The following is a 23,934-nucleotide window of genomic DNA, read 5'->3' as shown; positions in this document are numbered from 1 at the left end:
GGCCCCTGAGCTGCGACTCATACCGACATCACTGTCGGGACGACAGGATTTGAACCTGCGACCCCTTGACCCCCAGTCAAGTGCGCTACCAAGCTGCGCCACGTCCCGGTGCCCGTGTGACCTGGGGTTTCCCCTGGCCGAACGTGCACCGAAACAATACCGCACTCCGAGGCGTGATCGCTCACGCCTTTCCCGCACTGTTGACCTCAAGCGGACTTGAGGTTGCACGCTCTGTGGCATGACGACGACAACGCAACGCGCGCACGGATACGGATACGCGGACCTGCCCCGCCTCATGGGGCGGATGACGGGGGACGAGAAGCACGGGCCCGCCGCGACGTCCACCCTCGACGCGCTCTGGGTCCTCTACGACCGGGTGCTCAGCGTCACACCCGAGCAGGTGGACGACCCCGGGCGCGACCGGTTCCTGCTCTCCAAGGGGCACGGACCCATGGCGTACTACGCCGTCCTCGCCGCCAAGGGTTTCGTGCCCGTGGAGTGGCTCGAGGGGTTCGGGGCGTATGACTCTCCGCTGGGGCACCACCCCGACCGGGTGCTCGTGCCGGGGGTCGAGATCGGGAGCGGGTCTCTCGGGCACGGGCTGCCGATCGCGGTCGGCACGGCGCTGGGGCTTGGGGCGAGCGGGTTCGTGGACGCCCGGGTGTGGGTGCTCGTCGGGGACGCGGAGCTGGACGAGGGCAGCAATCACGAGGCCATCGCCTTCGCCGGGCCCGCCGGGCTCGAGCAGCTGCACACCGTCGTGATCGACAACGCCTCCGCCCGGCACGCGAGGCCCGGCGGCATCGCCGCGCGCTTCGAGGCCGCCGGGTGGTCCGCCGAGACCGTCGACGGGCGTGATCACGACGCCCTGTACGCGGCGTTCACCGCCCCACATCCCGGGCAGCCACGCGTCGTCATCGCCCGGGTCGAGCCGAAAGGCCCGTAGTCGTCGTGCCGCACGACGGCCTTCTTTCTGCTTCTTCCTTTCTGCTTCTTCGCCCGATTTGGAGTTTTTCGTCATGGACACCATGCGTGATCGTTTCGCCCCCACCCTCTCGCGCCTGCTCGACGAGGATCCGCGCGTCGCCGTCGTCCTCGCCGTGATCGGTTCGGACGGGTTCGCGGGGGCTCAGCGCAAGCACCCGAAGCGGGTGGTCGATGTGGGGATCCGGGAGCAGCTGCTCGTCGGGGCCGGGGCCGGGCTCGCGCTGGCCGGGCTGCGGCCCGTGATGCACACCTTCGCGAGCTTTCTCGTGGAGCGGCCGTTCGAGCAGGTGAAGCTGGACTTCGGGCACCAGGGGGTGGGCGGCGTGCTGGTCAGCGCCGCCGCCTCCTTCGACTGGCCCGCCGGCGGCTACACGCACATGTCGCCGGGCGATGTGGCGCTCCTCGACACCCTGGACGGGTGGACCGTTCATGTGCCGGGGCATCCTGACGAGGCCGAGACGCTGCTGCGGCACGCGGTCGCCGCGGGCGACGACAAGGTGTACGTCCGGCTCTCCGTGCAGTCGAATGCTCGGGCTCTGCCGGTCGACGGGGCCCGCTTCCTCACGGTGCGCGAAGGTCGTGGTGGGGTGGTGGTCGCCGTCGGGCCGATGCTGGACCACGTCCTTGCCGCGACCGAGGGCCTCGATCTCACCGTCCTGTACGCGACCACCGTGCGGCCCTTCGACGCGGAGGCACTGCGTCGCGCGACGGGGGCAGAAGCCGTTGCCGATGTCGTGGTCGTCGAGCCCTATCTGGCCGGGACCTCCACCGCCGCCGCGAACGACGCGCTCGGCGATGTGCCGCACCGGGTGCTCGGGCTCGGCGTGGGGCGTGCCGAGCTGCGCCGCTACGGGCAGGTCGATGAGCACATGGCGGCGCACGGGCTCGACGTCCGCTCGCTGCGGGAGCGGGTCACCGGGTTCCTGGGGGCGCGGGCTCTCGTATAGCCGCCTTTCGATCCGACCGTCCGGGACGGGCTCCCCCGCCCTGGACGGGTGCTCGGCCGTCCACTCGCACCAACCCGCGTATCGCGGGTACCGACAGCAGGGCCAGGCAGACGAAGACCGTGGTCACGGCGCCCGTGATCAGTACCTGCTCCGCGCCGAAGGCACTCGCGGCGGGGCCCGCGAGTGCCTGGCCGACCGGCAGCAGGGCGATCGATCCCGCGACGTCGTAGGCGTGTATGCGGTTGAGGACGTCGGGCGGCACCTGGGTCTGGACGCTCGTCGCCCACATGACTCCCCAGAAGGAGAGCCCCGCGCCCGCCACCGCGGCGCCCGCGGCCATCAACGGGACGCCGAGCTGCGCGCCGACGGCCGCCGGGAACGCGCAGTATCCGATCAGGGCCACGGAACCGGCGCGGAGCATGCGGCGAGGGCGCAGCCGCAGGGCGACCAGGCCGCCGAGCACGGTGCCGGCGCCCAGGGCGGAGTTCACCAGGCCGTACGCCCCTGAACCGTGCTCCTGGACGACCAGTGTGGCGACCAGTGGTGTCAGCGGGCCCGTGGTCGTGATCATCAGTACGCAGAAGATCGCGATGACGCCCCAGAGCCAGGTGCGGGACCTGAACTCCCGCCAGCCCTGCACCAGATCGGCCCGAAAACCGCTGCTGTGCGGGAGCGAGCCGGGGAGCGCGGGCGGGAGACGGAGCAGGAGCAGGCACAGGGCGCTCAGACCATACGTCCCCGCGTGCGCCGCGAAGACGGAACCGGCCGAGGCGAAGGCCACGAGGACGCCCGCGACGGCAGGACCGGCCAGGGCCGCGGCCGACTCGGCCACCCGTATCGCGCCGTTGGCCTTCTGCACGTCGTGCGCCAGACGCGGGACCGTGCTGGCGACGCCGGGCTGGAAGAGCGCGCCCGCGGCGCCGTTGACCGCGCCGATCACGCAGATCTGCCAGAGGACGACGTGGCCGGTGAAGAAGAGGGCCGCCGCGACCGACTGCGTGCCGAGGCGGACCACGTCCGCGCCGATCATCAGCAGGCGGGTGCTGAACCGGTCGGCGAAGACCCCGCCGAAGATCACCAGGCCGGCGAAACAGACCGTCGTGGCGGCCATCGCGAGCCCGACGGCGCCCGCACCGTACCCGTGCTGGAGCAACCCCGCGGCGAGCGCCACGGGAAGCATCGTGTCGCCGAGCTTGGCGATGGTCCGCGCACCGAAGAAGAACCCGAAGTCCCGCGACCAGATGCTGTTGCGGTCTGCGGATGACCCCACGGGCTGACGGCCGGTGGCCACCCCGACGACCTGACGGTCGGAGACCGTTTCTCCGGCCTGTCGGTCGGAGAACACCTCCCCGGCCTGACGGTCAGCGCCCGCCCCCGCGGCCTGACGGTCAGCGCCCGCCCCCGCGGCCTGACGGTCAGCGCCCGCCCCCGCGGCCTGACGGTCAGCGCCCGTCCCCGCGGCCTGACGGTCGGCGCCCGCCCCGGTGGCCTGGTGGCCCGCTGCCACCGACCTGGCCTCCCGGCCTGCCGCCGGTGGCGAAGCCTCGCCACCGGCCAGCGTCCGCCCAGCCACGTAAGCGGAAGCCTCGCCACCAGTGGGCGGCGGCTCTGCCCCGCGCGTGGTGGACCGGATGCCCCTGCCCTGCTCTGCCCCGCGCGTGGACCGGATGCCCCTGCCCTGCTCGGCCTCGCGAGCGGACCGGGCGCCCCTGCCCCGCCCCTCCGCAGGGAGCCCCTCGTCGCACCCACCCTCACCGCACCCGCGTTCGGCGACCCCGTCCTCCCCGTCACCGGCCCCCGAAGCCCCGCCCCCTGACTGCACCGCTGTTCCCTCCCCTGGCGACTGGCCCTCCCCGGTCGACAGCGAAGGCCCGTCGTCCCCACGAGCCCCTCGCTCTCCAACCCTGCACGGATCATGCCACGCGGCACTGACAGTGGCCGTTGAGATTCAGCTCGTCGGCGGGAGGCCCAACTCCGGGTACGCGTCCAGGAGTCGGGTGGGGGCGGCCTGGCGCCAGGAGTCCGCGAGGATGTCGGTCAGTTCGTCCTTGTCGAGTGCCGAGAGCCGTGCCCGCACCCAGGCGAACATCGCCTCGTGGTCGGCGATCCAGAACTTGTCGGGCTCCGCGAGGACCAACTCGTCGCGCTCCTCCTTCGGGCACCGCACGGCGATGGACGTCTCGTCCTCGGGGAGCGTGGCGAACATCTTTCCTGCCACCCGGAAGGTGGGCATGCTCCAGGCGACCTTCTCCGTCGTGTCCGGCAGGGCAAGTGCGATACGCCGGACGTCGTCACCCGTGACCTGGGCCTTGGCATGAGCTCGAGACATGTCTGAACCGTAGCCAACGCCACTGACAGCGGCGCCCTGAATCGACCCACCTCACAGCACGTGCTTGTCCAGCCAGGACCTCAGGTCCTCCTGCACCTCGTCCCTGTTGGTCTCGTTGAGGATCTCGTGCCGTGCTCCCTCGTACCCCCTCAAGGTGAGGTCGTCCAGGCCCACGTACCGGTAGTCCTCCACGAGTTCGTGCACCAGCGTCATGCCCTGGTTGCAGGGGTCCTCGGTGCCGACGGCGATATGGACGGGCAGGTCCGCCGGGACCCGGGCGATGTTCCGCGGGTCGTTCATCTTGCGCACCGCACGCACCCAGTCCAGGCAGAGCCCGGCGGAGAAGGGGAAGCCGCAGCGCTCGTCGGCGACGTACGCGTCGACCTCGGCCTCGTCGCGGGAGAGCCACTCGAAACCGGTGCGGTGCGGGTACGGATCGTTGAAGGACGCGAAGAGTTCGGGGAGGTACGACGAGAGCGACTCGCGGCCGTCCTCGGCGATCTCGCGCTCCAGGCGGACGATCGACTCGTCGATCCCGACGCCGGGCAGGGAGCGGAAGGTGCCGGAGAGGATCAGGCCCGCGAGCCCGTCGGGGTACTCCTGCGCGTAGTCCCTGGCCAGGTGCGAGCCCATGCTGTGGCCGAGCAGGAAGAGCGGGGTTCCGGGATGCAGCGTGCGTACCTGGTCGCCGATCGCCTTGAGGTCGTCGACGATGGCGCGCCAGCTGTCGAAAGCCCCCGGCCCGGAAGCCGCCGCCCCGGAGGCCGCCGCCCCGGAAGCCGCCGCCGGCTCGGACGCTCCCGCGTCGGATGACGAGCCCGTCACCCCGTATCCACCCGTCGCCTGCGCCGTCGCGCCATGCCCCCGGTGGTCGGACGCGATCACCCCGTAGCCGTGCGCCGTCAGATGGCGCGCGAACCGGTCGTAGCGCAGGGCGTGTTCACCGGCGCCGTGCGCGATCTGCACGAAGGCGCGCGGCCTGCCGCCGTCGGGCAGCCAGGTGTACGTGGCGACGGGGACGCCGTCCGCCGCGTTCACGAGTCCGGCGGTGTACGCGGCAGGGGCGGGCGTCGAGGCGTGGTCAGGCATTGCGAAAGGCTCCCCTGTACGACATCTGGGATGGGCTCTTGATCGACTTCTGCAGAGCTGGGTCCCCTGCTCCTGAAACCCTCCCCCGCACACGCGCCCTCATACCAGTGCCTCTCCGTGACTCCCTTCTCACGCCAGGCCCTTCCGACCCATTGACCCCCCATCAGCGAGGAACCTACGCTGAACAACGCGCACGGGAAAGCGCTTTCTAACCCGCCTTCCAAGCCAGGCACCACCCACACCAGCAACCCCTGTAACTCGCCCCCTCCACACACAACTCGCACCCCCCGTAACTCGCACTCACCGCACACCCGGCTACCGGCAGCCGTCCACCCGCCCAGCCCAGGGAGCGCCATGAGTTCCACGAGTCCCACCGCGCCCAGACGCGGACCCGCCCTGTCGAGACCGGGCCCCACCACGCCGAGCCCCTGGCTCGCGCTCATCGCCCTGCTGGCCCTCGTCATCGGCCTCGGCCTCACCGCGCCGCACCGCGCCACCGCCCAGGCGGATCCGAAGCCCGCGGCGGCCCCCTTCCGTGTCCTGGTCTTCTCCAAGGTCACGAACTTCCCCCACGACTCGATCCCCGCGGGCGTCGAGGCCATCAAGAAGCTCGGCACCGAGAACGGCTTCGAAGTGGAGGCCACCGACGACGCGGCCGCCTTCACCGACACCAACCTCGCCCGCTTCCAGGCCATCGTCTTCAACAACACCAACTCCACCCCGGAGAAGGGTGACCTGCTCGACGCCGCGCAGCGCGCGGCCTTCCAGAAGTACGTCCGCGGGGGCGGCGGCTGGGTCGGTCTGCACGCGGCGTCGGCCAGCGAGCGGGACTGGAGCTGGTACGAGGGTCTGGTCGGCGCGATCTTCGACAAGCACCCCGAGGTCCAGACCGGGCGGATCAAGGTGCTCGACCACGCGCACCCCTCCACCAAGGGCCTCCCGGAGCTCTGGGAGCGCACGGAGGAGTGGTACAACTGGCGCGCCAATCCGACCGGGAAGGTGCACACGCTCGCACAGGTGAAGGTGCGCGACGGCGTGAACGGCCTCGACGAGGGTGTCGACCAGCCGTGGTCCTGGTGCCAGAACTACGACGGCGGGCGCTCCTGGTACACGGCGGGCGGGCACGCCAAGTCGGCCTTCCAGGAAGAGGGTTTCCTCAAGCACCTGCTCGGCGGCATCGAGTGGGCCGCCGGCAACAAGCCCGGCGACTGCACCGCCACCAAGACCGGCGCCTTCCAGCGCACGCCGCTCGCCACGAACGACCTGGCCGACCCCTTCGAGCTCGCCGTCGCCCCGGACCGCCGGGTGTTCTTCGTCCAGCGCACCGGGAAGCTGAAGATCATCGACCAGGAGACGCTGAAGGTCTCCACGGCGCTCGACTTCGACTACACCCCCGAGATGACGAGCCAGTCGGACGGGCTGCTCGGCCTCGCGCTCGACCCGAAGTTCCAGGACAACCACTGGGTCTATCTCCTGAACTCCGACAAGACCGAGAAACGCATCAACCTCTCCCGCTTCACCGAAGCGGACGGAAAGGTGGATCCGGCCACGGAGAAACGGATCCTCTCCATTCCCACCTTCCGTGGTGAAGGCCGGGCGAACTCGCACATGGCGGGCTCCATCGCCTTCGACAAGAAGGGTGATCTGTATATCGCGACGGGTGACAACACCGACCCGTTCGCGTCGGACGGATTCGCCCCGATCGACGAGCGTGAAGGCCGCCGCGCCTGGGACGCGCAGGGCACCTCCGGCAATACGAACGACCTGCGCGGCAAGGTCCTGCGCATCACACCGAAGGACGACGGGACCTACTCCGTTCCCGACGGGAATCTCTTCGCGCCGGGAACGGAAAAGACCCGCTCCGAGATCTACGCGATGGGTATGCGCAACCCCTTCCGCATCACCACCGACCCGTTGAGCGGCGCCCTGCTGATGGCGGACTACGGGCCCGACGCGAAGGCGGCGGTCGCCGACCGCGGTCCCGAGGGGACCGTCGAGTACAACCGCATCACCAAGGCGGGCAACTACGGCTGGCCCTACTGCATCGGCAACAACACCCCGTTCAACGACTACGACTTCGCGACGAAGAAGTCCGGCGCGAAATTCGACTGCGCGAAGATCGTGAACGATTCCCCGAACAACACGGGTCTGCGTGATCTGCCGCCGGCCCAGGCCGCGGACGTCTGGTACGCCTACTCCGCCTCCGAGCAGTTCCCCGAACTCGGTACGGGTGGCGGCGGCCCGATGAGCGGTCCCGTCTACGACTACGACGCCGACAACACGTACAAGACGAAGTTCCCCGAGTACTTCGAGGGGAAGTGGTTCAACTACGAGCTGACCAGGCAGTGGTTCAAGGTCTTCTCCATGCAGGAGAAGGACCAGACGTTCACCGATCCGCGCTTCGAGCCGGCCAAGGCGGGCGATCTGAACTCGATCAACTCCATTTTCCCGGACATGAAATGGAACCAGCCCTTCGACGCCGACTTCGGGCCTGACGGGGCGATGTACGTCATCGACTTCGGTCTCGGCAGCGGCACGGGCCGTGGCGGCAGCAACGAAGGCGCGGGCATCTACCGCATCGACTACGTGGCGGACGGACGGCTGCCGGACGCCCGGGTCACGGCCACCCCGGACAACGGCGCTGCGCCCCTGGAGGTGAAGTTCTCCAGCGAGGGTTCGGGGCTGCCGGACGACAAACCCGTCACGTACGCGTGGGACTTCGACGGCAACGGCACGACGGACTCGACCGAGGCCAACCCGACGCACACGTACACCGAGAAGGGGCAGTTCAGCGCGCGGCTCAAGGTCACGGGCCCGGACGAGCTGAGCGGTCTCGCCGTCCAGGAGGTCACCGTCGGGAACACCCGTCCCGTGGTCTCCATCCAGCAACCGCCCAACGGCGGGATGTTCAGCTTCGGGGACACGATTCCGTTCAAGATCAAGGTGACCGACAAGGAGGACGGGAAGATCGACTGCAAGCGGGTCGTCGTCCAGTCCCAGCTCGGGCACGACACCCATCTGCATCCGCTGGACAACTACACCGGCTGCGCGGGCGAGATCGTGACGGACGCGGGCGACAGCCACGGGCCCGGCCAGAATCTCTACTACGGGATCACGGCCCAGTACGAGGACAAGGGCGCGTCGGGTGTGCCCGCACTGACAGGTTCCTCCTCGCTGACGCTGCGGACCTCCTACCGCGAGGCCGAGCACCGGACCGCGACCGGCGGCGCGCACGGCGGGGCGGACATCGGTGATCGCGCGGACGCTTCCGGCGGCAAGCGGCTCATCGAGATCGAGGACGGCGACTGGGTCTCCTTCGACCCGGTGAACCTCAAGGGCGTCGACTCCGTGACGGTGGGCGCGGCTTCGGCGGGACTCGGCGGTGACATCGAGTTCCGCGCCGGGTCTCCCACGGGCAAGCTGCTCGGCAAGGTGAGCGTGCCGAACACGGGCGGCTGGGGCAACTTCATCTCGCCGACCACCGACCTGGCCGACCACGCCGGCACGACCAAGCTGTACGCCGTCTTCACCAACCCCGAGTGGTCGCCGGAGAAGGCCGATCTCCTGACGGTCGACTGGCTGCACTTCAACGGCCCCGGAGTCGAGAAGAACACCGGCGCGAAGGTGACGGTCAAGGCGGCCCCGGCCGACGGCACCGCGCCTCTCGCCGTGAAACTCACGAGCACGGTGCAGCTCCCCGAGGGCCGCACCGCGGCCTCGTACCACTGGGACTTCGGCGACAACGCCAAGCCTTCGGGGACGGAGAGCGGCAGCGCCGAGCACAGTTACGCGCGCAAGGGCTCGTACACGGCGCATCTGACCGTCACCGACGACAAGGGCGACACGACGACCGGCGCGGTCCGGATCACGGCGAAGTGAGGGGGCACCCATGACAGCCATGACATCCATGAAGAGAAACGGTCTCAACGGGACCAGACGCGCCTTTCTCGGTACGTCGTTGGGGCTCGCGGCAGCGGTCGGTACCGCACTGCCCGCGCGCGCGGGTGACGCGTCACGGTGCCGGCGCATCCCACGCGGGGGCATCGGCATGCATCTCTACACGATGCGTGATGCCCTCGCCCGGGACTTCGCGGGCACACTGGAACAGCTCGCCGACATCGGTTACGCGACGGTGGGCGTGAGCGGCCGGCACGGGAACAGCGCGGCCGACATCCGGCGGATGCTCGACGCGGTGGACCTGAAGGCGGTACTCGAACACGTCGCGTACGACACACTCAAGGGCAGCGGGCTCCCCCAGGCTCTGGAGGATCTGTACACCCTCGGCGCGAAGTGGCCGGTGGTGCCGAGTCTGCCGGGCGCGCTGCACACGCCGGACGGATTCCGGGAAGCGGCACGGGAGTTCAACCGCATCGGGCAGGCGTCACGCGACGCGGGACTCGGCCCGGTGCTGTTCCACAACCACGGCACGGACCATGTGGTGGTGGACGGCACGAGCCTGTACGACATCCTCGTCACCGAGACCGACCCGCATCTGGTCGGCTTCGAACTGGACGTGTACTGGGCGGCGAAGGGCGGCGCGGATCCGGCGACGTACTTCGTGCGGCACCGCCGGCGCTTCCCCGCGCTCCATGTGAAGGACATGGCCCCGGACGGCGGCTTCGCCGACGTCGGCTCGGGGACGCTGGACTTCGCCGCGATGTTCGCCCACGCGCACGCGGGCGGCGTCAAGCAGTGGCTGGTGGAGCACGACAGCCCCACCGACCCGTTCGCCACGGCACGGAACAGTTACGCGTATCTGGCTGCATTGCGGTACTGAGCGCGCGGGGTGCGGCTGGGCTCCCGAGGGGGCTCAGCCGCACCTGGGCACAACGGAACAACGGTGCCAGTCGCGCGCGATGGCCGAACTAGCGTCGCTTCAGGGCTCGTTCATCAACGTAGTCACCAACTACAGCTGGCTCTTGTCGCCGCGCTGGAATCCGAATCGAATCCCGGTGTACGCACCGGCCGTCGCGGCGACCATGCCTCACTCGTGCGCGGACACCGCCCCCAGCAGCTCGCGGATACGCCCGGTGGCCTCGCGGAACTCCGCTGTCGCCAGCGTCGTCGCGTAGGAACGCTCGGCAGGAAGGCCGACGTCGATGATTTCCGTGATCGTGCCGGGGCGCGGGCTCATCACGACGACGCGATCCGCCAGGTACACGGCCTCGGGGATCGAGTGGGTCACCAGGAGCACCGTCGTTCCGGTCTCGCGCCAGATCCGGTTCAGCTCGACGTTCATCTGCTCGCGCGTCAGCGCGTCGAGCGCCCCGAAGGGCTCGTCCATGAGCAGTACCGGGGGCTCGTGCAGCAACGCCCGGCAGAGCGCGACGCGTTGTTGCATGCCGCCGGACAGCTCGTGCGGATAGGCGTCCTCGAAGCCGCCGAGTCCGGTCATGCGGATCAGTTCGTCGGCACGCGCGCGTGCCTCGGCTCCCGGGATTCCTCGTATCTCCGCCTGGAGCAGGATGTTGCGGCGTGCGGTGCGCCAGTCGAGGAGCGCCGCCCGCTGGAAGACGTAACCGATGTCGCGGCGGGGCCCGCGCACCTGCTCGCCGCCGAGAAGCACACCGCCCGAAGAGGGCGCGAGGAGGCCGGCGATCAGCTTCAGGAGGGTGGACTTGCCGCAGCCCGAAGGCCCGACGATCGCCACGAACTCGCCCGCGCCGACACCGAGCGAGACGTCCCGCAACGCGGTGACGTCCTTCTTCTTCGTACGGAAGCGGACGGCGACGTCGTCGAGGCGTACCGCCTCCCGTGCAGGGGCCCCCGCCGTCGCGCGTGGCTCGTCACTCATCTTGAGAGTCGCATCCTTGGCCATTCCTCTGCCGCCCCTCAGCCCTTGATGCCCTTGGCCGCGTCCCAGTACTCGGCGACGGGCTTGGCCTTCTTGACCATGCCCGCCTCCGCGAAGACGTCGATGGTCTGCTGCCAGTCCGCCTCGGTGTTGGCGCCCGGCGCCTTCCCCTTCGTGGCGTCGGTGTGCAGCAGGGTCAGCGTCGTCTTGAACTGCTCGGACAGCACCTCCTTGGGCGGCAGTTGCTCGGACGCGCCCTCCATCGAGTCGACCGCGGGCCCCGGGTTCTTCTCGGCGACCGCCCACGACTCGCTGACCGCGGCGGTCATACGCTTGGCCAGATCACCCCTGCCCTGAAGGGTCTTGGGCCCGGCGATGAGACCGTTGGAGTAGAAGTTGAGGCCGTTCTCGGAGAAGCGCAGATACGAGACGTCCTTCTTGGCCTTGTTCTGCATGGTGGGGCCCTGGTCGCTCGCGTACCCCAGCAGGGCGTCCGTCTTTCCGGAGATCACCGCGGCGATCTTGCCCGCCGGGTCGGTGTTCTGGACGTTGACGTCGGAGAGCTCCATGTCGTTCTTCGCGAGGAAGATCGGGAAGGTCTTGGTGAGCGCGTCACCCGCCGTGCCCGCGATCGTCTTGCCCTTGAGGTCGGCGGGGGACTTGACGCCCTGGGCCTCGAAGAACTGCACCGAGGCGGGCGTCGTCTGCAGGAACACACCCAGGCTCTTCACCTTGACGCCCTGGTCGACACCCGCGAGCACCGCCGGGGTGTCAGCCCAGCCGAAGTCGGTCTGACCGGCGCCCGTGGCCTGCACCGTCTTCTGCGAACCCTGGCCCGCCCTGATGTCGACGTCGATGCCGTGCTTCTCGAAGATCTTCTGCTGCTTGCCGTAGTAGAACGGCGCGTGTTCGCCGTACGGGTACCAGTTGAGCGTCAGCGTCACCTTGTCGAGCTTCTTGCCGGAGTCGCTGGTGCTCGTCTTGTCGTCATCGCCGCCGCAGGCCGTCGCGGTCACCGCGACAAGGCTCAGGGGGACGAGGCCGGTGAGCAGTCTGCGCGCGTGCATGGAACGGCCCTTCTTCGCGTACGACGGACATGGCTGGGGGCTCGGGGAGTTGGGGGGGAGGGCTGGGCGTGTGCGGGGGTCAGTACGCCGTGGTGGCTGCCGCGTCCCTGCGGCTCGCGTGCCACGGCAGGAGCAGGTGCTCGGCGATCTCGACGAGCACGAAGAGGACGACACCGATCAGCGACATGACGAGCAGCCCCGCGAAGAGCATCGGGGTGTCGAGGTTTCCGTTGGCCTGGAGGATCACGTATCCGAGGCCTTCGTTCGCGCCGACGAACTCGCCCACGACGGCGCCGGTCACGGCGAGCGTGACGGCCACCTTGAGGCCGGAGAAGAGATGCGGGAGCGATGCCGGGAAGCGGATCTTCAGGAAGGTCTGCCAGGGCCGTGCGCCCATGGTGGCGGAGAGCTGGAGCATCTCCGGGTCGACGGCCTTCAGGCCCGTCACCATCGAGATGACGACGGGGAAGAAGGCGATGAGCACGGCGATGAGGATCTTCGGGGCGATGCCGAAGCCGAGCCAGACGACGAAGAGCGGGGCGATGGCGATCTTCGGGACGACCTGGGCGAACAGGAGGATCGGGTAGAGCGTCTTCTCGACGGTCGTCGAATAGACCATGAGGACCGCGGCGAGAATCCCGACGCCCACGGCGATGACGAAGCCGAGCAGGGTCTCGTACGTGGTGACCCAGCTGTGCTGCCAGAGGTAGTCGGGCTTGTCGAGGATCACGTCGAGGGTAGCGCCGGGCGAGGGCACGAGGTACGCCTCGACCATCTCGGTGGCGGCGACGAGCCACCAGGCGCCGAAACAGACGAGCAGCAGGACGAGCGGCCGCCAGCTCTTCTCGGCCGCCTCGGCGGTACGTTGCCTCAGGGTGGGGCGGCTGCGTTCCACAACGCCCGCGGTCTTCACGGGAGTTGCCTGCAGTGCGCTCTGGCTCACGGTGAACTCCCCTGGCAGTCAGCGAACTTCGGAGGCGGATACGGAGCTTCGATGGTGCCGGAAACCGCTTTCAGAAAGCGCTTTCTGATAAGGTGACCGCCACGCTAATGACTGGCTGACCGCAGGGTCAATAGGTCGGCTCGAAGTTTCGCGAGGCGAGACGAAGGGGGCGCGGTGGCGCTGGGGCGGGAGCAGGGACCCGGGGCGGGGCGGGGGTACGGGGGGCTGCCTGGAGGGGGGTCACCCGGAGGGGGGCCGGGGCGCCCGGATGCGCCTGAATCGGGGCGGGGGCAGGCGGTTACGCCTGGAGCCGGGCGGCGGGAGCACGCGGGTCCGCCTGGAGCCGGGCAGCCCCGTGAGCAGCAAGCCGCGCCCCCCGGGCGTGGACGCGAAGGCGGGTCGCACGTCACGCTGCACGCCGTGGCCAGTACCGCCGGGGTCTCCCCCGCCACCGCTTCGCGGGCCCTGAACGGTACGACGCGCGTGCGCGAGGACCTGCGGCGCCGGGTGCTCGAAGCGGCGGATCAACTCGGCTACATCCCCAACGCCCATGCACAGGCGCTCGCCAGCTCGTCGAACAACACCGTGGGCGTCATCTGTCACGACGTCGGCGACCCCTACTTCGCGGCCATCGCGAGCGGGGTCATGGCCGCGGCGGCCGAACAGGACCTGCTCGTCATGCTGGCCAGCACCTTCCGCGCTCCGGCGCGGGAGATCGCGTACGTCTCGATGCTGCGGGCGCAGCGGGCGCGCGCGATCCTGCTGATCGGCTCGGGCTTCCAGGACCCGGCGTGGGAACGGGCGTTGGAGTCCGAGCTCGCCCCCTACATACGAGACGGCGGCCGCGTCGCCGTGGTCAGCCGGCACCGCAGCCTCCGCGTGGACACGGTGCAGCCCGAGAACCGGGCGGGGGCAGGTGCGTTGGCGCGGGCTCTACTGGCCCTGGGCCACCGGGAGTTCGCCGTCCTCACCGGCCCCGAACGCCTCACCACGGTCGCGGACCGCCTGGCCGGTTTCCGCGCGGCACTGGCCGAGGCCGGCGTCCCCCTTCCCCCGGAGCGGATCGTGGAGGGCGCCTTCACCCGGGACGGCGGCCATGCGGCCGCGCTCGAACTGCTGCGGCGGGGGCAGCGGCCCACGTGCGTCTTCGCGGTGACGGACGTGATGGCCGTGGGGGCGTTGGGCGCCCTGCGCGAGCGGGGACTCCGGGTGCCGGACGACGTATCGCTCGCGGGCTTCGACGACATCCCACTGGTCAGGGAACTCACGCCGCCCCTCACCACCGTGGCGCTGCCGCTGAGGCAGATGGGCCGAGACGTCATGGCCCTGGCGCTGCGCGAACGGGCGGCCAGGTCGCGGGTCGAGAGGGTGCGGGGGGAGGTCGTGCTGCGGGCCAGCACAGTTGCGCCGGGGTAGGGTCCGGCTTCTCGGACGATTGCCCCACCCTCACGTCACCATCCGACCAGGCCACTCCCCCTCGCCCCCCAGCAGCTCCCCCCGCCCGGACTACGGCAGTGCTGCCGCCCGCAAGTGTTCGGCGAGGGCCTCCGTCGCCGGGGACGGTGATGGGTTCCTGGCGCCCCATGCCAGTAGGTGCTGCCTTCGGGCCCAGGGGTCCTGTAGTTCGCAGATGTCGAGTGGCCTGCTCGGGTCGATGGCGTGGCGTGGGACCACCGCGAGGCCTACGCCCGCCGCCGCGAGCGCGACTACCGCGTGGAGGTGGGCGACGCTGGTCCGGTGGCGTGCGACCGGGGCGTGCGGGCCGAGGTGCTTTTCGATCCAGCGCCCCAGCGATGAGTCGGGGGAGAGACCGACCAGCGGGTGCTCCGCCGCCTCGCGGTAGGTCAGCTCGGTCCGGCCCGCGAGGATGCCGCCGGCCTGGCCGATCACGACGAGGGAGTCGTCGCCCAGCGGTTCCATCGCCAGGCCGCAGTCGCGGGCCTCGTCGTCGACGACCACACCCAGGTCCGCCTCGCCGTCCGCGAGCCTCCGCACGGTCTTCGGCGTACGGCTCTCGGACACCGTGACGTCGACGTCCGGGTGCGCCCGGAGGAACGAGATCAGGGCGCGCGGCACAAGACGGTGCATCGCGGAACCGCCCACCAGCAACGTCAGCGGAGCGGCCGGAGAGCGGCTGTACCCGGCGACGGCGTTCTCGAGCCGCACCGTCTGGGCGAGGACCTCGCGCGCGTGCCGGGCGAGCGTGGTCCCCGCCGGAGTGGGGCGCACGCCCCTCCGCCCGCGGATCAACAGCTCCACACCGGCCTGCTGTTCGAGGGAGCGAACCCTGGCGCTGGCGGAAGGAAGGCTCAGGTGCATGCGGCGGGCGCCTGCCGTGATCGACCCCTCCGTCACGATGTCGAGGAAGAGCCGCAGATCGTCCAGGTCGTAGCGCACGCTCGGGAGCCTATGGCACAGCCTTAGGCTGGGTACACCGATAACGCATTGTGGGCACACCGGCCACGGGCCGATGCTCGGCGGGTGGCAGAACTTCTCCTCGTACTGGTGGCAGGCGTCACCGCCGGAGCGCTGAACTCCGTCGGCGGCGGAGGCACGTTCGTGGCGCTGCCCGCCCTCGTCGCGGTCGGCCTGTCCCCCGTGACGGCGAACGCGACCTCGACCATCGCCCTCGTGCCCGGAGCCGTGGCCAGCGGGTGGGTCTACCGACGCGAACTCGCCCCGCTCGGCGCGACGTCCACGAAAGCGCTGACCACGGTCAGCGTGGTCGGGGGCGGGCTCGGCGCCACGCTGCTCCTCGCCCTCCCCGCGGCGTCGTTCGACGCCGCGGTGCCGTGGCTGCTCGCGTTCGCCACGGTGGTCCTCGCCTTCGGCCGCCGCCTGTCCCGCGCGGTGAGCGGCAGGCTCGGCCGCGAGATCGGCATCGGCGCGCGGGGCGTACTGACAGGCCAGTTCTGCCTCGCTCTGTACGGGGGATACTTCGGCGGGGCCGTAGGCATCATGATGTTCGCCCTGTGGGGCATCGGCCTCGGCCTCGACACCGCGGCCGGCAACCCGATGCGGGTCACGCAGATCGCGGCCATCAACCTCAGCGCGAGCGCACTGCTCCTCGTCGCCTCGGACGCGCTGAGCGCTCCGCTCACCCTCGCCACCATGCTGATCGGCGCGCTGGCCGGCGGCTTCACCGGCGCCCACTTCGCGCGCCGCCTCTCCGACCGGCTGCTGCGCGGCATCATCCTGACCTCCGCCGTGACGATGACCGCCCTGTACTTCGTGCGCGATGTGCGTGGTTGAGGCTGATCGACATGACCGACCAGGACTGCGCGGACGCGGCCCGAGCGCGCCTCGCGATGGCCTACGAGGCGTGCGAGCTGGCCCGGCTCGCGCGTACCGCCGTACCGGTCGGTGAGCACGAGCTGCGCCCCGACGGCGCCGGCCGCTCCCCCGGATCGGTGCTTGCCGACGCCGCCCACGTGCTCAGGGCCGCGCACCGGTTTTTTGGGGCAGCCGCCGTGTGCGAGCGTCTCGGCGGCGCGAGCTGGCAGGTCGTCGGCGACACCCTGGGTGTGGACGCGCGGACAGCGCGGACACGCTTCGCCGCGGCCGAGTCCCGTTTCCGGGAGGAACTGCGCTCGCCCGATCGGGCCACCGGCGCCCTCGACGGCTCGGGCTGGTGGCGCGCCTACACGGCGGGCAATCCCCTGGAGGCGGCACGCGACCTCGACGACTGGGTCCTGCGTCACGAGGAGGCGGACGGAGATACGGACGGGGGCGGGGACCCCTTACCCGTATCGGGAGGGTTGGCCCGGTACCTCAATTCGATCTCGCCGGAGGTGAGTTGAGCGACTCACCAACTAGCCCTTCTCAACGGACAGTTGATGCCCCCCCCAGGTGGACACCCGCACGCAACCACCGCCCGGCGGTATCACCCCGCCGCTTCCCCCAGCGCGTCGAGCACCGGGCGGATCAGCGGATGCTCCTCCGCCCCGCACCGCACCGCGGCGAAGACCCGGCGGGTAGGAGCGGCGCCCTCCACCGGGCGGATCACCACCCCCGAGACGTCCATCCCCCGCAGCGCGGACCGGGGCACGAGCGCCACGCCCGCGCCGGCCGACGCCAAGGCGACCACCGCACGGAAATCGTCCGACCAGTGTTCGAGCAGAGGCTGGAAGCCCGCGGCCTCGCAGGCGAGGATCACCACGTCATGGCAGGGGTTGCCGACGAAGGGCCCGATCCAGGCGTCCTTGGCCAGCTCCGCGAGGGGCACACGCTCCGCGTCCGCGAGGCGGTGCGCCTCCGGGAGCACGGCGTCGAACGGCTCCGCGTACAGCGGGACGCGCGTCAGCCGCGGATCGTCCGCGCCCGGAGCGCCCCGGTACTCCACCGCGACGGCGACGTCGACCTGCCGGTCGAGCACCATCGGCAGGCTCGCGTCACCCTCCGCGTCCTGGACCCGTACGCGGATACCGGGCGCGGCGGTCGCAAGGCGCACGAGGGCGGGGCCGACCACCAGGGCGATCCCCGTGGCGAAGGACGCCACGGTGACCGTCCCCGCCGCGCCCGAGCTGTACGCGGCCAGCTCCGCCTCGGCCCGTTCCAGCTGGGCGAGGACCGCGTTCGTGTGGGAGAGCAGGATCTCGCCCGCCGGGGTCAGCCTGACCCCGCGGGCACCCCGCTCGACCAGGCGGTGGCCGGTCTCCTGCTCCAGGGCGGTCAGCTGCTGGGAGACCGCCGACGGCGTGAGATAGAGCGCGGCGGCAGCGGCCGTGACCGTGCGGTGGTCTGCCACCGCACGGAGGATGTGCAGCCGCCGCGCTTCGATCATGGGGTCGATTGTCCCAAACCGCCGGGCTCACCGACACCAGCGGTCCTGCCGGGCCCCTCAGTCACCCGAGGGTGCCCAGTCAGTCACCCGAGGAGCCCGGCACCGTCAGGCGTCCAGCTCCGCCCGCGCCGCCACGAACGCGTCCACCGCGCGGTTCACGTCCTCCGTGGAGTGCGCGGCCGACAGCTGGACGCGGATACGGGCCGCGCCCTGCGGCACCACCGGGTACGAGAAGCCGATCACGTACACGCCGCGCTCCAGGAGCAGCTCGGCCATGCGGCCCGCGACCGAGGCGTCGCCGATCATCACCGGGGCGATCGCGTGGTCGCCCGGCAGGATGTCGAAGCCCTCCTCGGTCATCCGCGAGCGGAACAGCGCCGTGTTCGCGGCGAGCCGCTCGCGCAGTTCGCCCGCCGACTCCAGGAGGTCGATGACCTTCAGCGAGGCCGCCGCGATCACCGGGGCGAGCGTGTTCGAGAAGAGGTACGGGCGCGAACGCTGGCGCAGGAGCGCGACGATCTCCGCGCGGGCGGCGACATAACCGCCGGAGGCGCCGCCGAGCGCCTTGCCGAGCGTGCCCGTGATGATGTCGACGCGGTCCATGACGCCGTGCAGCTCGGGCGTGCCGCGACCGCCGGGGCCGACGAAGCCGACGGCGTGCGAGTCGTCGACCATCACCATCGCGTCGTAACGTTCGGCGAGGTCACAGATCTCCCGCAGCGGGGCGACGTACCCGTCCATGGAGAAGACGCCGTCGGTGACGATCAGCTTCCGGCGGGCGCCGCCCTCGGAGGCCTCCTTCAGCTGCTGCTCCAGGTCGGCCATGTCGCGGTTGGCGTACCGGAAGCGGCGGGCCTTGCTCAGCCGGATGCCGTCGATGATCGACGCGTGGTTGAGCGCGTCGGAGATGACCGCGTCCTCGGCGCCGAGCAGCGTCTCGAAGACTCCGCCGTTGGCGTCGAAGCAGGACGAGTAGAGGATCGTGTCCTCCTGGCCGAGGAACGCGGACAGGCGCCCTTCGAGCTCCTTGTGCACCTCCTGCGTACCGCAGATGAAGCGCACGGACGCCATGCCGTAGCCCCAGCGGTCCAGGGCCTCGTGGGCGGCGGCGATCACCTCGGGGTGGTCGGCGAGGCCGAGGTAGTTGTTCGCGCAGAAGTTCAGTACGTCACCGGGGCGGCCTCCCGCGGTGACGGCGACCGTGGCGGACTGCGGGGTGCCGATGACGCGCTCGGGCTTGTGCAGGCCCGCGGCGCGGATCTCGTCGAGGGTGGCCTGGAGATCGTCCCGTACGGAGTCGAACATGGTGACTTCCTTTAAAAGAAGAGGTCGGTCAGGAGGTCAGAAGGGGTTCAGGAGGTCCAGTCGAGGATGACCTTGCCGCCGCGGCCGCTCGCCGCGTCGTCGAAGGCCGCCTCGAAGTCACGGTGGCCGTAGCGCCCGGTGATCACGGGAGCGAGGTCGAGGCCGCCTTCGAGCAGCACGGACATGGCGTACCAGGTCTCGAACATCTCCCGGCCGTAGATGCCCTTGATGGTGATCATGGACGTGACGATCCGGGACCAGTCGACGGCGAACTCCTCGGCCGGCAGACCGAGCATGGCGATCTTGCCGCCGTGCGTCATGTTGGCGAGCATGTCGCGCATCGCGACGGGGTTGCCGGACATCTCCAGGCCGACGTCGAATCCCTCGCGCAGGCCCAGTGCGCGCTGCCCTTCGGTGATCGAGGTCTCGGCGACGTTCAGCGCCAGGCTCGCGCCGACCTTGCGGGCGAGCTCCAGACGCTCCTCGCTGACGTCGGTGATGACGACGTTGCGGGCGCCCGCGTGCCGGGCCACAGCGGCTGCCATCAGGCCGATCGGCCCGGCGCCGGTGATCAGCACGTCCTCGCCGACCAGCGGGAAGGACAGCGCGGTGTGCACCGCGTTGCCGAACGGGTCGAAGATCGCGGCCACATCGAGATCGACGGGGACGCGGTGCACCCACACGTTGGCGGCGGGCAGCGCGACGAACTCGGCGAACGCCCCGTCCCTGCCGACGCCGAGGCCGACCGTGGCGCGGCACAGGTGGCGGCGGCCCGCCTGGCAGTTGCGGCACTTGCCGCAGACGAGGTGGCCCTCGCCGCTGACCCGGTCGCCGACCTTGATGTCGACGACGTCACGCCCGGTCTCCACGACCTCGCCGACGAACTCGTGCCCGACGACCAGCGGCGCCGCGATCGCCTGCTGCGCCCAGCCGTCCCAGGCCCGGATGTGCAGATCGGTCCCGCAGATCCCGGTGCGCAGCACCTTGATCAGGACGTCCCCGTGGCCGATGACCGGCTCCGGTACGTCCATCAGCCGGAGACCCGGCTCCGCTTTCTCCTTGACCAGCGCCTTCAACGCAGCGGCTCCTGTCGTACGTCGCTTCTTCCACCGACGACACAGGAATCTTCCCTACGGCGGCGCCCTGGTCCATCGAGGATTTCTTAAGCGCCGCCGCAGCTTTCCTTCAGGCCCTTCCTCGGACCCTTCCTGAGGCCCTTCTTCAGGCCCGGCTCTGCCCCCGCTCGAAGTAGGCGACCAGCTCCGGGTCCAGGTCCGGCACCTCACGCGGCGTGCCCCCGTCCCGGAGCGACTGCGTGGCGCGCACGCCCGCCGCCACCGCCATCCGGGCCGCGACCGGCGAGGTGTCGGTGCGCCCTCCCTCGCGCACGAACCGTACGAACTCCTCGATAAGGAGCGGGTCGGAGCCGCCGTGCCCGCCCTCGTCCTGGGAGTCAGGCACCGCGTACTCGGCGTCGGCTTCGGGGCGGTGGGTCGAGCGGCGCGCGTTCCAGACCTTCACCACTCCCCCCGGGCCGTCGCCGAAGTTCTCCAGGCGGCCCGCGTCCCCGATGACGGTGTAGTTGCGCCAGTAGTCGGGGGTGAAGTGGCACTGCTGGTAGGAGGCCAACACCCCGTTGTCCAGGCGCATGTTGACCAGGGAGACGTCCTCGACGTCGATGACCGGGTTGAGGTCACGCTGGGTGTGCGGCGGCCAGTGGCCGTCCTTGGTGTACCAGTCGTCCGACTTCGGCTCGCCCGGCTCGCGGCGGTGCGGGTTGTCGCCGTAGACCATGAGGTCGCCGAGAGCCTGCACCTGGCGCGTGTAGCCGCCCGCGAGCCAGTGCAGTACGTCGATGTCGTGGGCGGCCTTCTGGAGCAACAGGCTGGTGGTGTGCTGCCGTTCGGCGTGCCAGTCCTTGAAGTACCAGTCGCCTCCGTAGGCGACGAAATGGCGCACCCAGACCGTCTTGACCTCGCCGATGTCTCCGCGCCTGATGATGTCGCGCATCAGCCTGACCACCGGCATGTGGCGCATGTTGTGGCCTACGTAGAGGCGCGTTCCCGTCTCGTACGCGGTCCGCAGGATCTCGTCGCAGGCCTCGATGCCGATTTCGAGCGGCTTCTCCACGAAGACGGGCTTCTTCTCGCGCAGCGCCTCGCAGGCGAGCTGTGCGTGGGTGTGGTCCGGGGTGAGGATCACCACGGCGTCGACGTCCGGGTCCTCGATGACCTTGCGGTGGTCGGTGGATATCAGTGCTCCGGGGAAGGCCACGGCCGCCTCCGTCCTCGCGGTGACGTCGAGGTCGGCGAGCGCGGTGACGCGGGAGCCCGCGCCCGGCCGGTGTGCGGTGCGGGCGAGCGAACCGCGCAAGCCGTAGCCGAGGACGCCGAGACGGAGGTCGGTCATGGTGTGCCTTTCCGTACCAATACCTGTGCACATGCCTGTGCGGGTGCGGGTGTTGCTATGTACGTGCAGGATGCACGAGCACGTGGGCGAGCGCCACGCGTCCCGTGCCGGTGAGCTTGATCCTTATGTATCTGGCTTCCGCGTCCGTGTCGAGGAGTGTGGGCCGAAGTGCTCGCCCGGTGAAGTGCAGGGTCGTGGCGTCGGAGAAGTCCGCGCTCCTCGCGAGCTGCACGTCGAAGTCGGCCGTGGTCATGGAGGTGTCGTTCCAGATCTCGACCTGCCCCACGCCGCGCGTCTCGCCGAGGTCCACCTGCCACCAGGCGCCCGGTCGCGAAAGGGTCCGGGTGTCGGTCGAGGTGTCCCCGTCGGTGGCGTACGCCGCCGCCGCGCCGTCCGTGGAGGACTGGGACGCCGTGCCCGCACGGGCGAGGTCGGGGCGCAGCTGCTCGGCCGGCGCTCCGTGCGCGCCCGCGCGTGCGGCCACCGCGAGTGCCCGCGACGGCAGCCGGTCGAGCTTGGTGTGGTTGTCCTTCATCGTTGATCCGGTGCCGGTGAGGGCCGGTGCGTCGGTGTCGGTCCAGTTGCCGGTCGCGTGGTTCCGGATGCCGTAATCGGCCCAGTTGGAGACCCACTTGTAGCCGACGCGGGTGATGACGTTGCCTTCGACGCGGATGTACGAGGACTGCTCGTCGAGGTAGATGCCGTTGCCGTCGCGTTCGGTGTTCCCGTAGGCGGAGCGGTTGATGTAGTTGCCGGAGACAACCGTGCCGGGCTGGGCGCCCTGCGTGTAGATGGCGCCGCCGTCGTGCTGGGCGTGCTCGACGCGCATCACGTTCGTGATGCGGTTGGCCGTGATCCGGTTGTCGCGCAGGACGGACTTCTGGGCCTCCGGCTGGTTCCAGCCCCAGCCGACGGAGATCCCGGAGTAGGGCAGGTCGTCGAGGGTGTTGTGGTCGACGCGCAGCCCGGCCTCGTATCCGGCCCAGATGCCCACCGCGTCGGTGTACTCGACGCCGGTGCGCCGGATCGTGTTGTACGCGACCGTGTTCCGCTCACCTGCGAGGTCCGCGTCCGGCTTCGGCTCGGTGTCGCCGACGTAGACGGCGCCGGAGGATAGATCCGTGAAGCGGGAGCGGGTGACCGACGAGTCCTTGGTGCCCTCCTCGAAGATGACTCCGGCGCCGCCGAGCTGCGTGAACTCGGCCCCGGTGACCGCCACATGGCGACCGCCCCGAACCGTCAGCGCCGCGCTCGGTTTGGTGTAGTGGCGGCCCGCGTGATCGACCGGGCCGCTCGCTCCGGTGAGGGTGAGACCGGCCTGCGTGCCCGCGTAGCCCTCGTCGGTGGAGGGCTGGGCGTACGCGGCGTGGGCGAAGCCGATGCCCTGGACCCTGAGGTCGTGGGCGCCGTCGACGACCATGAGGCGCTCGGTCTCCGGGGTGAGCACGCCCGCGCGCCGCATGTCCTCGCCCTTGCGCGGGAGGTAGGTGACGGTGCGGTCGTCGGCATTCCAGACGAACTCACCCGGCCTGTCCAGGAGTTCGCGGGCGTTCTCGAAGAATGCCACTCCGGAGTAGCGCGCCGAGTCGACGGTGGTGGAGTCCCACGCCGGGCCCGTACGGTCCGTGCCGCTGGCGGAGTTGGTCCAGCAGGGCTGCGCGAAGGTCATCCGGTCGCCGTCCACGGAGGCGATCCGGCAGTGGTAGTCGCGCCAGCGGATCTTGATGACGGCCTCCGCGCCGGTGGGGCGCCGCCACTTGTCGATCCCGGTGGCGGTGGCCCCTGTCATGCCGGTCTTCGTCGCGTCGCAGGTGGTCGCCGCGCACGCATCGCCCCGCGCCCGCACGGCCCGCTTCCCGTCCACGAACAGCTGGCGCGGGGTGACCCCTTCGGGAACGTCAGCAGTCCAGGTGCCATCGGCGGCTTCGGACCATCCCGTGAGCGCGCGGCCACCGGAGAACACGGGCTGGGCGCCGGGCGCGGCGGTCCAGGTGACGGTGTGCCCGTCGCGCCCGGAGTCGGCCGCGCCCAGTTCGAGCGGCTGGCTCATCTCGTAGGTACCGTCGGCCAGTTCGACGCGTATGTCACGTCCACTGACGGTGCGGGCGGCGTCACGCGCGGCCTGCGGGGAGCAGGGCCGGGTGGCGGTGCAGGACGCTCCCGAGCCGTCCGGGGCCACGTGGAAAATCTTGGGCCTGGGGGCTGCCTGGGCGGACTGGGCGGCGCTCTGCGGTGCGATGACCGCCGCGAGGGCCGCGAAGGCGCATGCCCCCACGGTCAT

19 protein-coding genes and 1 tRNA gene are annotated in these 23,934 nt (G+C 70.4%); 7 read left to right on the top strand and 13 right to left on the bottom strand.

Annotated features, from left to right (window positions below; all coding sequences use genetic code 11):
- Positions 1-34 precede the first annotated feature (34 nt).
- A tRNA-Pro gene (locus ABXJ52_RS32010) sits at positions 35-108 on the bottom strand.
- A 130-nt stretch (positions 109-238) separates the two neighbouring features.
- On the opposite strand from ABXJ52_RS32010, the gene ABXJ52_RS32005 reads away from it, so the two are divergent.
- Positions 239-946: a transketolase gene (locus ABXJ52_RS32005; RefSeq protein ID WP_367046813.1), complete on the top strand. Its 708-nt coding sequence runs from the start codon at positions 239-241 to the stop codon at positions 944-946.
- A 73-nt stretch (positions 947-1,019) separates the two neighbouring features.
- Complete coding sequence (locus ABXJ52_RS32000; protein ID WP_367046811.1) at positions 1,020-1,934, top strand: transketolase; 915 nt, start codon at positions 1,020-1,022, stop codon at positions 1,932-1,934.
- Here the strand turns inward: ABXJ52_RS32000 and ABXJ52_RS31995 are convergent.
- The 3 genes from ABXJ52_RS31995 to ABXJ52_RS31985 form a co-directional block, all read right to left on the bottom strand.
- Positions 1,900-3,225, bottom strand: a complete 1,326-nt coding sequence (locus tag ABXJ52_RS31995) for an MFS transporter (RefSeq protein ID WP_367049429.1) — start codon at positions 3,223-3,225, stop codon at positions 1,900-1,902. The genes ABXJ52_RS32000 and ABXJ52_RS31995 overlap by 35 nt on opposite strands.
- A 657-nt stretch (positions 3,226-3,882) precedes the next feature.
- A complete protein-coding gene (locus ABXJ52_RS31990) occupies positions 3,883-4,263 on the bottom strand; it encodes an MmcQ/YjbR family DNA-binding protein (RefSeq protein WP_367046809.1) in 381 nt (126 codons plus the stop codon).
- 51 nt (positions 4,264-4,314) lie between these two features.
- Entirely contained in the window at positions 4,315-5,352 is a 1,038-nt protein-coding gene (locus tag ABXJ52_RS31985; protein WP_367046806.1) for an alpha/beta hydrolase, read from the bottom strand.
- Positions 5,353-5,706: 354 nt separating this feature from the next.
- Here ABXJ52_RS31985 and ABXJ52_RS31980 point away from each other — a divergent pair, with 354 nt between their 5' ends.
- Both ABXJ52_RS31980 and ABXJ52_RS31975 read left to right on the top strand, forming a co-directional pair.
- On the top strand, positions 5,707-9,231 hold the full coding sequence (locus ABXJ52_RS31980; RefSeq protein WP_367046804.1) for a ThuA domain-containing protein: 3,525 nt from the start codon (positions 5,707-5,709) through the stop codon (positions 9,229-9,231).
- A 19-nt stretch (positions 9,232-9,250) separates the two neighbouring features.
- The gene (locus ABXJ52_RS31975; RefSeq protein WP_367049428.1) at positions 9,251-10,129 is read left to right on the top strand and encodes a sugar phosphate isomerase/epimerase; all 879 of its coding nucleotides are present in this window, start codon (positions 9,251-9,253) and stop codon (positions 10,127-10,129) included.
- 207 nt (positions 10,130-10,336) lie between these two features.
- On the opposite strand, the gene ABXJ52_RS31970 is transcribed toward ABXJ52_RS31975, so the two are convergent.
- From ABXJ52_RS31970 to ABXJ52_RS31960, 3 genes are all read right to left on the bottom strand, one after another.
- Complete coding sequence (locus ABXJ52_RS31970; RefSeq protein WP_367046801.1) at positions 10,337-11,146, bottom strand: ABC transporter ATP-binding protein; 810 nt, start codon at positions 11,144-11,146, stop codon at positions 10,337-10,339.
- Between the two features lie 38 nt (positions 11,147-11,184).
- Positions 11,185-12,213 (bottom strand): ABC transporter substrate-binding protein, encoded by a 1,029-nt coding sequence (locus tag ABXJ52_RS31965; RefSeq protein WP_367046799.1) that lies wholly within the window; start codon positions 12,211-12,213, stop codon positions 11,185-11,187.
- Between the two features lie 79 nt (positions 12,214-12,292).
- A complete protein-coding gene (locus ABXJ52_RS31960; protein ID WP_367046797.1) occupies positions 12,293-13,156 on the bottom strand; it encodes an ABC transporter permease in 864 nt (287 codons plus the stop codon).
- 420 nt (positions 13,157-13,576) lie between these two features.
- Between ABXJ52_RS31960 and ABXJ52_RS31955 the strand changes: the two genes are divergently transcribed.
- Positions 13,577-14,572: a LacI family DNA-binding transcriptional regulator gene (locus ABXJ52_RS31955; protein ID WP_367046795.1), complete on the top strand. Its 996-nt coding sequence runs from the start codon at positions 13,577-13,579 to the stop codon at positions 14,570-14,572.
- 90 nt (positions 14,573-14,662) lie between these two features.
- Here ABXJ52_RS31955 and ABXJ52_RS31950 read toward each other — a convergent pair whose 3' ends face one another.
- Entirely contained in the window at positions 14,663-15,553 is an 891-nt protein-coding gene (locus tag ABXJ52_RS31950; protein ID WP_367046793.1) for a LysR family transcriptional regulator, read from the bottom strand.
- A gap of 84 nt (positions 15,554-15,637) precedes the next feature.
- On the opposite strand from ABXJ52_RS31950, the gene ABXJ52_RS31945 reads away from it, so the two are divergent.
- Positions 15,638-16,408, top strand: a complete 771-nt coding sequence (locus ABXJ52_RS31945) for a sulfite exporter TauE/SafE family protein (protein ID WP_367046791.1) — start codon at positions 15,638-15,640, stop codon at positions 16,406-16,408.
- Positions 16,409-16,419: 11 nt separating this feature from the next.
- Positions 16,420-16,956, top strand: a complete 537-nt coding sequence (locus ABXJ52_RS31940; RefSeq protein ID WP_367046789.1) for a hypothetical protein — start codon at positions 16,420-16,422, stop codon at positions 16,954-16,956.
- Positions 16,957-17,039: 83 nt separating this feature from the next.
- On the opposite strand, the gene ABXJ52_RS31935 is transcribed toward ABXJ52_RS31940, so the two are convergent.
- The 5 genes from ABXJ52_RS31935 to ABXJ52_RS31915 form a co-directional block, all read right to left on the bottom strand.
- On the bottom strand, positions 17,040-17,939 hold the full coding sequence (locus tag ABXJ52_RS31935; RefSeq protein WP_367046787.1) for a LysR family transcriptional regulator: 900 nt from the start codon (positions 17,937-17,939) through the stop codon (positions 17,040-17,042).
- A gap of 105 nt (positions 17,940-18,044) precedes the next feature.
- On the bottom strand, positions 18,045-19,244 hold the full coding sequence (locus ABXJ52_RS31930; RefSeq protein WP_367046785.1) for a glycine C-acetyltransferase: 1,200 nt from the start codon (positions 19,242-19,244) through the stop codon (positions 18,045-18,047).
- A 47-nt stretch (positions 19,245-19,291) separates the two neighbouring features.
- On the bottom strand, positions 19,292-20,320 hold the full coding sequence (gene tdh / locus ABXJ52_RS31925; RefSeq protein ID WP_367046783.1) for an L-threonine 3-dehydrogenase: 1,029 nt from the start codon (positions 20,318-20,320) through the stop codon (positions 19,292-19,294).
- 145 nt (positions 20,321-20,465) lie between these two features.
- Entirely contained in the window at positions 20,466-21,653 is a 1,188-nt protein-coding gene (locus tag ABXJ52_RS31920) for a Gfo/Idh/MocA family oxidoreductase (protein WP_367046781.1), read from the bottom strand.
- A gap of 55 nt (positions 21,654-21,708) precedes the next feature.
- Positions 21,709-23,934, bottom strand: coding sequence for a right-handed parallel beta-helix repeat-containing protein (locus ABXJ52_RS31915; RefSeq protein WP_367046779.1), 2,226 nt, complete (start codon positions 23,932-23,934; stop codon positions 21,709-21,711).

Source organism: Streptomyces sp. Je 1-332 (assembly GCF_040730185.1).
Taxonomy (GTDB): domain Bacteria; phylum Actinomycetota; class Actinomycetes; order Streptomycetales; family Streptomycetaceae; genus Streptomyces.
Note: the sequence above shows the minus strand (reverse complement) of the source record. Positions and strands in the feature narration are given on the sequence as shown.

What these genes read in the sequence shown, in the direction of transcription:
- ABXJ52_RS32005 (WP_367046813.1), top strand. Translation starts at nt 239, where the DNA reads ATGACGACGACAACGCAACGCGCGCACGGATACGGATACGCGGACCTG.
- ABXJ52_RS32000 (WP_367046811.1), top strand. Translation starts at nt 1,020, where the DNA reads ATGGACACCATGCGTGATCGTTTCGCCCCCACCCTCTCGCGCCTGCTC.
- ABXJ52_RS31990 (WP_367046809.1), bottom strand. Translation starts at nt 4,263, where the DNA reads ATGTCTCGAGCTCATGCCAAGGCCCAGGTCACGGGTGACGACGTCCGG.
- ABXJ52_RS31985 (WP_367046806.1), bottom strand. Translation starts at nt 5,352, where the DNA reads ATGCCTGACCACGCCTCGACGCCCGCCCCTGCCGCGTACACCGCCGGA.
- ABXJ52_RS31980 (WP_367046804.1), top strand. Translation starts at nt 5,707, where the DNA reads ATGAGTTCCACGAGTCCCACCGCGCCCAGACGCGGACCCGCCCTGTCG.
- ABXJ52_RS31975 (WP_367049428.1), top strand. Translation starts at nt 9,251, where the DNA reads ATGACATCCATGAAGAGAAACGGTCTCAACGGGACCAGACGCGCCTTT.
- ABXJ52_RS31970 (WP_367046801.1), bottom strand. Translation starts at nt 11,146, where the DNA reads ATGAGTGACGAGCCACGCGCGACGGCGGGGGCCCCTGCACGGGAGGCG.
- ABXJ52_RS31965 (WP_367046799.1), bottom strand. Translation starts at nt 12,213, where the DNA reads ATGCACGCGCGCAGACTGCTCACCGGCCTCGTCCCCCTGAGCCTTGTC.
- ABXJ52_RS31940 (WP_367046789.1), top strand. Translation starts at nt 16,420, where the DNA reads ATGACCGACCAGGACTGCGCGGACGCGGCCCGAGCGCGCCTCGCGATG.
- ABXJ52_RS31935 (WP_367046787.1), bottom strand. Translation starts at nt 17,939, where the DNA reads ATGATCGAAGCGCGGCGGCTGCACATCCTCCGTGCGGTGGCAGACCAC.
- ABXJ52_RS31930 (WP_367046785.1), bottom strand. Translation starts at nt 19,244, where the DNA reads ATGTTCGACTCCGTACGGGACGATCTCCAGGCCACCCTCGACGAGATC.
- ABXJ52_RS31920 (WP_367046781.1), bottom strand. Translation starts at nt 21,653, where the DNA reads ATGACCGACCTCCGTCTCGGCGTCCTCGGCTACGGCTTGCGCGGTTCG.
- ABXJ52_RS31915 (WP_367046779.1), bottom strand. Translation starts at nt 23,934, where the DNA reads ATGACCGTGGGGGCATGCGCCTTCGCGGCCCTCGCGGCGGTCATCGCA.